This is a genomic window from Leifsonia sp. SIMBA_070 (assembly GCF_046534635.1).
Classification (GTDB): Bacteria; Actinomycetota; Actinomycetes; order Actinomycetales; family Microbacteriaceae; genus Leifsonia.
In genome coordinates this window covers 1-243 of the sequence record NZ_JAWRYK010000815.1, presented here as the reverse complement: position 1 = coordinate 243, position 243 = coordinate 1, and the positions used below count along the sequence as shown (strand labels likewise).

1 protein-coding gene is annotated in these 243 nt (G+C 60.9%); it reads left to right on the top strand.

Features of this window, described 5'->3' with window-relative positions:
• Positions 1-62: 62 nt before the first annotated feature.
• The coding region (locus SB754_RS22485; RefSeq protein WP_410784490.1) for a CoA transferase at positions 63-243 on the top strand (181 nt) is incomplete at its 3' end.

The window sequence follows — 243 nt, the reverse complement described above, 5'->3', positions numbered from 1 at the left end:
CTGTAGTTCTTACAGTAGGCTCGAACAATATGTCCGTCAAACAGTTGGAAAGGCGAGTGCGGATGTCCTCATTGCTGAGCGGTGTGACCGTGATCGAGCTGGCTTCATGGACATACGTCCCGAGCGCGGGGGTCATCCTGCGCGATTGGGGCGCCGATGTGATCAAGATCGAGGACACCCGTGGCGGCGACCCATGCCGCCAGCTCACCGTCGGCGGCCTGCAACCGCAGGACTCGCGAGTCA